The organism is Radiobacillus sp. PE A8.2, assembly GCF_045635475.1.
Lineage (GTDB): Bacteria > Bacillota > Bacilli > Bacillales > Amphibacillaceae > JBJGXI01.
Genome location: NZ_JBJGXI010000060.1, coordinates 22,828 through 28,900 on the forward strand (window position 1 = coordinate 22,828; position 6,073 = coordinate 28,900).

General features: G+C 35.1%; 11 protein-coding genes. 3 read left to right on the forward strand and 8 right to left on the reverse strand.

Features of this window, described 5'->3' with window-relative positions; all coding sequences use genetic code 11:
* Positions 1 to 3 precede the first annotated feature (3 nt).
* Positions 4 to 195 (reverse strand): hypothetical protein, encoded by a 192-nt coding sequence (locus ACI6MV_RS22210; RefSeq protein ID WP_407272523.1) that lies wholly within the window; start codon positions 193 to 195, stop codon positions 4 to 6.
* 165 nt (positions 196 to 360) lie between these two features.
* On the opposite strand from ACI6MV_RS22210, the gene ACI6MV_RS22215 reads away from it, so the two are divergent.
* The gene (locus ACI6MV_RS22215; protein ID WP_407272524.1) at positions 361 to 456 is read left to right on the forward strand and encodes a YjcZ family sporulation protein; all 96 of its coding nucleotides are present in this window, start codon (positions 361 to 363) and stop codon (positions 454 to 456) included.
* Positions 457 to 638: 182 nt separating this feature from the next.
* Here the strand turns inward: ACI6MV_RS22215 and ACI6MV_RS22220 are convergent, their stop codons facing one another.
* From ACI6MV_RS22220 to ACI6MV_RS22235, 4 genes are all read right to left on the reverse strand, one after another.
* A complete protein-coding gene (locus ACI6MV_RS22220; RefSeq protein ID WP_407272525.1) occupies positions 639 to 1,223 on the reverse strand; it encodes a CBO0543 family protein in 585 nt (194 codons plus the stop codon).
* A gap of 113 nt (positions 1,224 to 1,336) precedes the next feature.
* Entirely contained in the window at positions 1,337 to 1,882 is a 546-nt protein-coding gene (locus ACI6MV_RS22225; protein ID WP_407272526.1) for a hypothetical protein, read from the reverse strand.
* An 87-nt stretch (positions 1,883 to 1,969) separates the two neighbouring features.
* Entirely contained in the window at positions 1,970 to 2,353 is a 384-nt protein-coding gene (locus tag ACI6MV_RS22230) for a VOC family protein (protein ID WP_407272532.1), read from the reverse strand.
* A 44-nt stretch (positions 2,354 to 2,397) separates the two neighbouring features.
* Positions 2,398 to 2,676 (reverse strand): ArsR/SmtB family transcription factor, encoded by a 279-nt coding sequence (locus ACI6MV_RS22235; RefSeq protein WP_407272533.1) that lies wholly within the window; start codon positions 2,674 to 2,676, stop codon positions 2,398 to 2,400.
* A 333-nt stretch (positions 2,677 to 3,009) separates the two neighbouring features.
* On the opposite strand from ACI6MV_RS22235, the gene ACI6MV_RS22240 reads away from it, so the two are divergent.
* Positions 3,010 to 4,047 carry a VLRF1 family aeRF1-type release factor gene (locus ACI6MV_RS22240; RefSeq protein ID WP_407272527.1) on the forward strand — a complete coding sequence of 346 codons (1,038 nt, stop codon included), beginning with the start codon at positions 3,010 to 3,012 and terminating at the stop codon, positions 4,045 to 4,047.
* A 145-nt stretch (positions 4,048 to 4,192) separates the two neighbouring features.
* Here ACI6MV_RS22240 and ACI6MV_RS22245 read toward each other — a convergent pair whose 3' ends face one another.
* Positions 4,193 to 4,540 carry a hypothetical protein gene (locus ACI6MV_RS22245; protein WP_407272528.1) on the reverse strand — a complete coding sequence of 116 codons (348 nt, stop codon included), beginning with the start codon at positions 4,538 to 4,540 and terminating at the stop codon, positions 4,193 to 4,195.
* Between the two features lie 177 nt (positions 4,541 to 4,717).
* Between ACI6MV_RS22245 and ACI6MV_RS22250 the strand changes: the two genes are divergently transcribed.
* Complete coding sequence (locus tag ACI6MV_RS22250; RefSeq protein WP_407272529.1) at positions 4,718 to 5,167, forward strand: DUF1569 domain-containing protein; 450 nt, start codon at positions 4,718 to 4,720, stop codon at positions 5,165 to 5,167.
* An 11-nt stretch (positions 5,168 to 5,178) separates the two neighbouring features.
* Here ACI6MV_RS22250 and ACI6MV_RS22255 read toward each other — a convergent pair whose 3' ends face one another.
* Positions 5,179 to 5,670, reverse strand: coding sequence for a hypothetical protein (locus tag ACI6MV_RS22255; protein ID WP_407272530.1), 492 nt, complete (start codon positions 5,668 to 5,670; stop codon positions 5,179 to 5,181).
* A 172-nt stretch (positions 5,671 to 5,842) separates the two neighbouring features.
* The gene (locus tag ACI6MV_RS22260; RefSeq protein ID WP_407272531.1) at positions 5,843 to 5,971 is read right to left on the reverse strand and encodes a hypothetical protein; all 129 of its coding nucleotides are present in this window, start codon (positions 5,969 to 5,971) and stop codon (positions 5,843 to 5,845) included.
* Positions 5,972 to 6,073 lie beyond the last annotated feature (102 nt).

The window sequence follows — 6,073 nt, forward strand, 5'->3', positions numbered from 1 at the left end:
CTTCTATGGCATAACAATCTCTATTTCTACTAGTCTCCCGTCTTGCCTTGTGCAGTTTAAGGTAACATTGCCTTCTGGAAATGGGACAATGATTTGGTATTCGTTTTGTTCTGCATCATCTGTCCAACCAACTTGCTCGTAGCCTTCAAACTCATTTGCTTTGTTGAGATAAGATAAGAAGGTGTCCGTATCCACATGTAATGCGGCAAGAGCTTCTGTGCATTGCTAACCAAGTCCCCATAAACATCGCAATAAAAATGGACATAAATGATTTCAATTCTTGTGTTAAAGTCCAATCTAATTATTCATGAAAACCATAATCTATATATGAACCTAGCAAAAGTTAAAGGTGGTGTTTTTATGGGTTGTGAACAACCGACAAACTATGGATCAAGCTTTGTTTTAATCGTTGTCTTATTTATCTTATTAATTATAGTTGGCGCATCTTTCTATTAAATCTTAAACACCATCCACCTGCACAGCAACATCTCTGAAGTACTTTGCATGGGTACTTCGCCTCCTCTCTTATAGTTAGTTCGTATTTAAGTCATTTAAGAAGAAGAGACGATTACTTATTTAGTAATCGTCTCTTCTTCGTTTTTCCAAAAAATATAAAACACGACAAACTTAAACTCCTATTATCCTTTAAAGCTAGTTTCCTTTACTAAATACGAAAATTCACTTCTTTTACTTAGAAAGTGAGCACTTAAGTAGATAAATATTTGAATAGGAACGGAATAACTATATTTCCAATTTAATGTATGATATATACCTAACCATTCAAAAAAAGGTTCAGCTAGATATGAAGTCACTAACGCAAATATAATGGCTTTTGTAATTGGACTAAATTTCGGTTTAATCTGTATTAGCCACATCACCGCAACAGGCATTAAGGTAATATCCCACGGTGCATAAGTTGGTAGTATAGGGATTACATTAAATCTGTAATGCCAAAATCCAAGTTGATCTCCCAGAACGTCAAGTACAAGAGAAATTACCATTACAAAAAGTCCAGCGTACAGTAGTCGATCCGTGCTTTCCTTTTTCCTGATTTTTATCCAAATAACCCAAGGTATTATGGATAGAGCTACGCCAAGCCACCATAAATTAGAAAACAAGACATGTTGTTGCCATATTTCTATCTTTATTTTAATCAATTCATGAATCTGATCTACATTGTTATCTATAAGATTTATGATTTGCTCTTTTTCTTCGTTATTCATATGGCAAGCCCCTATATTCTTGAATGTACATTTAATATAGCTTAACCAGTATGGTTTAGAATATTACTCCACGTTGCGTAGTTTACTAACTGTCTAATCTTGAAATAGTTAAACTACTTCCATATATTCAGATACTTTTTCTTATACTTTATGTCGTCAACCGTGTCAATCAAATCCATCGCCGTTTGTTTGATCGACTCCTCATGATAATGGTCATATAAATTCTTCATATTTTGGAGCATATCATTACGGATCAAAGTGTAATTTTTTTCATCGGTTCCATTTTCAAAACGTTCAACCATATATTCCATAAGCATTTCTTTTTGGGGCGTACCAGCAATTCCAACCTTCCATATCGACTGAAGGCTATGTCTTGCTGTTACAAATTTTTCATCTTTTGTGACCTCCCACAACTTAGGGAAATCTTTCATGATTCTCATCTCTGGATCGCTCTTAGCTAGATTGGCTAAATATTGTGCTGCACGAGAACGTTGGTGGTTATCTTTGTGTGTTAAGTCGTCTACTAGTTGATCCCACACTTCATACGCCCAATCAACTTTTTGGTCAGTTGCATGTAGGATGTTTTGGTAAGCTTCGTAACGTTCCTCTTTATCACCTGTTTTTGATTTTTCAAATTCTAATTTCATTTGACTATCCATTTAAACACCGCCTAATTTCTAGGTTGATTTTAATTGTCATGACTCTCAACTTAAACTTACCGGGCATTTTCTACTTTCGCACATCAATCATTGCTGTATGATTTGGATCAGGTTGCCGCACGTATCATCCAAGACAGCGATGGTGATTCCACCCATTTCTGTTGGCTCCATCGTAAACGCTACGCCTTTTTCCACTAATCGTTTATATTCTTTTTGAATATCTGCCACCCCAAACATTGTCACGGGTATGCCTTCCTCAAATAACTTCTGTTGATACTCTTTTGCAGCAGGGTGCTCATTCGGTTCGAGTAAAAGCTCTGTCCCAGCTTGTTCATCTGGTGAAACAAGCGTGATCCATCTATGTTCCCCGGTAGGTACATCATGCTTTTTAACGAATCCCAACGATTCTGTGTAAAATGCTAATGCCTTGTCTTGATCTTCTACGAAAATACTCGTAATAATGATTTTCAACATTTTATGACCTCCTTTTATTAGTAAAACGCTCACATTTTCAATTATTCTACCCAACCCTTCACCAAATTCTTCAGTGGCTCTTTATTAAAAATAAGTACTCGATATTTTCCCTTTCGTTTTGATGTGACAAGACCAGCAGCTTCCAATACAGAAAGATGTTTTGCTATTGCTTGCCGTGAAATGGTAAGGTCGTGTTTCATAATCAGCCGCGTCGTAAGTTCATACAAAGTTAGCTCGTTACGTTCAGATAGCTCGTCTAACATTAACCGCCGAGTCGAATCACTAAGGGCTTTATATATAGCATCTTTATCTTGATTCATAGGTCGATTATATGCAACTAAAAGGTTGCATGTCAAGCATAGGTAACCTTTTAGTTGCATAACAACATTTCCAATAGATTATCTTACTCAGTTTAAACGATGCCTTCAACCAAATCAGCGAAGCTTTTCATACGTAGGTTTTGCCACGGCTGATCCTCACAACCAGTACCTACGTTAGTAAGAACTAATTTTCCCAAGAAAATGAAAAGATGTTTACTGAAATCAAGAAAGTGGGAATGCACTAAGTAAGGCTAATAAAAAAGCCAACTTAAATCGTTAACAAGCATGCCTAACAGTAAACATTCAGTCTTACAACATATAAGGAGAGGAATTATGCAGTATAACGAGAAATTGAAAGAACTAAAGACTATGAAATTCGAAGCACCAAAGAAGGTCTTATCTCTTTACTTAAATACGGACCTCAGCCAACCTAGTCAACATGATGGGGAATGGAAAATTCGGCTGAAAAACGGGTTCAATAAACTAGAAGAATACATCGAGAACAGCGGGAATCATGATGAATTACAACAAATTCAATCTATCAAACAAGCCGTCGAAAAAGAAATCCATGCGCATGCACGTAATTTTTCAAGAAGCATGGTGATTTTCGCAACAGCCGATCAAGAGGTCTGGTTTGTAGAAAAAATGCCGGTAGCTGTTGAAACAGCATTCTTCTGGGAAACATACCCTGTCACCGAGCAACTTGAATCACTTGAACGCAATTATCCTTACATGGGAATTGTCGTACTGCAAAAAGACGAAGCAGCCGTTCTTGAAACGGAGATGGGGATCTTGACCGATAAAACTAACTATATGTTGGATCTCGATACGGATGATTGGCGCGAACATCAAGGGCCGCAGGGAGATGACTTAACAGTCGGCGGACAGAAAAAAGATGAGTTCAATAATCGCGTCGAAGCGAACCGAGATCGTTGGTTCAAAAGCCTGGTTACAAAGATCGAGAAAAAAGCTGGAAAGAAGAATTGGAAAAAACTCTATCTTGTTGGGGAAAAGGAAGAAGTGGAGCAACTCAAATCTCATTTCTCCAAAAAAATTGATAGAACAATCCCTGACAACATATTAAATTGGAAAGATCACGAGATTTTAACAAAAGTATTTGATTCCGAGGCTGATCTCGGACAACCAATCCAAGAAGAAAGGAGTATTTCTATGAAGAATTATACTGTAGCTCCAAATAAGGACGCAACCGCGTGGTATGTCAAAGTTGAAGATATCGCTCCTATCAAAGAATATGATAAAAAGGATAAAGCAATTGAAGCTGGCGAACAATTAGCAGCAGAAAATAAGCCTGCAACATTATCTATTTTGACTAAGAATCACGAAGTAGCAGATACAAGAAAATTTGCTTAAAGTAAAAGTTGAATTTTGAGCGATATCATGCCCTCTAAGGATGACAAACCGTTACTCCTTAGGGGGTTTTTATGTGAGTAACTCTTTACACAAAAGTGATTGATGGGGGTTCTGTGCTACTGGTTGTGACCTCATCACTTTCCCATTAAATAATATAATTTATTCGTTTAATCAATTTAATAACTACATAGATATTTATTAAGGTAAGTATGACTACAACAGACACTAGTAACAAAGATAATGAATGAGAAAATAATGCCCAAATGACTGCTCCAATTGCATACAGCGTGTAGGATGCAATACAAATAATACCTAACCATAGAAAGGATTTCATATCTTTATAGGTTCCGATTGCTGATAGAAGAAATAATATCGAAAACACTCCTCCAACTAATGCCAAAACTGTTTGTTCATCGTTGAGAAAAACCATCGAATTACATAGTAGAATTACACAGATAAACGCTAAGTACAATGCAACAAAGTTAGTTTTCATTTACATCCAACCTTTCTTTTAATCTCTTAAAAGAGTTATATATTTATTTACGACCCAACAGTGATAACAGTTTCAATTATCCTTCTTTTACGATTTTCATTTAATACTGAAGGATAAATAACATTAATATCGAATTTTATAGATGAATAATAAATAATAAGGAGTTGAGTATTTAGCATGAACAATATTTTTGATCTATTACATACAAATGAAATAGTAAAACGTATTGACGGGTTAGAAGTAGATTCGCCACCAAAATGGGGCGAAATGGATGTTGCTCAAATGTTAGCGCACTGCTCTGCTTTTCAGGATATCGCTATGGGGAATGCTTTTCCTCCAAGAGGATTGTTAGGTATATTGGTAGGAAGAATGGCAAAACCAATTTTCTTCAATGACAAGCCCCTACCTGTGAATATGTCTACAATTCCAACCATTTTAATTGCAGATGAGAGGAACTTTGATACTGAAAAAGAAATTCTAAAACAAAAGATTACAACATTCCAAAAAAATGGACCTAAAAAATGTACAAATCACCCACATCCCTTTTTCGGGAAACTAACTTCTGAACAATGGGGGAAAGGAATTTTCAAGCATCTTGATCATCATTTAAAACAGTTTGGTGTTTAGCCGCTGTTGTCTTATCTCACTTCATTTGCAGCATTGTTTGTAAATTCAAGTAATATAAAACGAAAGAAAAAATAGAACAATATGAAATTACCTAAAATGCCCATACTCATATTCCAACCGGTAATTCCACCTGAGAAGATATTTGATAAAAGGAAATTGCTCCCATTATCAATATACAAAGTAAAAATATGAAAAGGAAAACCAAACGAATAAGCATATATCGTTGTGTGTAAATGTTCGGGAGTCAAGTCAGGAATCAACAAAGATAAGAGAACGATAAAACCAACAGATGTCCACAGTATCTTTGGGTTGTATACACTACTCCAACCCTTATGTTTATAAAGAAAATATAGTATTACAAACACATAGATTATTGCTATCCAACCGTAGTTTTCCGCATTAATACCAATGCTTGAAAGTATAAGGTAGTTAACTACACCAACAATGGTCAAAAGAATAAAAAAAATAAATGTGAAACGAAGTGATTCTAAAAGAATTTTCATTTTCTTCCTCCATTTATTTTAAAATTTTCTTTTTAATATTCCTGTTGCTCTGCACAAGATCCTGTTACTTTATTTTAACATATTATTCCATAAAAATTTCGGAATAAAAAAGATTTTGTCTCGTTTGATATTCGCTTGTTGAATATTCCACCCATCAGCTTAGTAGTTTTACCTATTTCTTTTCTTTGATTTCCTTCAGCAATTTAATAACTTCTTCATTATGTTGGTTCGATTTTCTTAATTGAGATTCAATACTAACAAGAGTTATAAATATTACAATAAAACCAATAAATATAAACATTTAATTGCCTCCTCTTCCGTGTCTCTTTTACATATGCCCCCCAGTTTAGTGCAATAGGATACTAGTTTAAATGCAAATAATTTTCATCTAAATATTCTTCTG

Coding starts and splice junctions, on each gene's coding strand:
- ACI6MV_RS22215 (WP_407272524.1), top strand. CDS start 361: ATGGGTTGTGAACAACCGACAAACTATGGATCAAGCTTTGTTTTAATC.
- ACI6MV_RS22220 (WP_407272525.1), bottom strand. CDS start 1,223: ATGAATAACGAAGAAAAAGAGCAAATCATAAATCTTATAGATAACAAT.
- ACI6MV_RS22225 (WP_407272526.1), bottom strand. CDS start 1,882: ATGGATAGTCAAATGAAATTAGAATTTGAAAAATCAAAAACAGGTGAT.
- ACI6MV_RS22235 (WP_407272533.1), bottom strand. CDS start 2,676: ATGAATCAAGATAAAGATGCTATATATAAAGCCCTTAGTGATTCGACT.
- ACI6MV_RS22240 (WP_407272527.1), top strand. CDS start 3,010: ATGCAGTATAACGAGAAATTGAAAGAACTAAAGACTATGAAATTCGAA.
- ACI6MV_RS22245 (WP_407272528.1), bottom strand. CDS start 4,540: ATGAAAACTAACTTTGTTGCATTGTACTTAGCGTTTATCTGTGTAATT.
- ACI6MV_RS22250 (WP_407272529.1), top strand. CDS start 4,718: ATGAACAATATTTTTGATCTATTACATACAAATGAAATAGTAAAACGT.
- ACI6MV_RS22255 (WP_407272530.1), bottom strand. CDS start 5,670: ATGAAAATTCTTTTAGAATCACTTCGTTTCACATTTATTTTTTTTATT.
- ACI6MV_RS22260 (WP_407272531.1), bottom strand. CDS start 5,971: ATGTTTATATTTATTGGTTTTATTGTAATATTTATAACTCTTGTTAGT.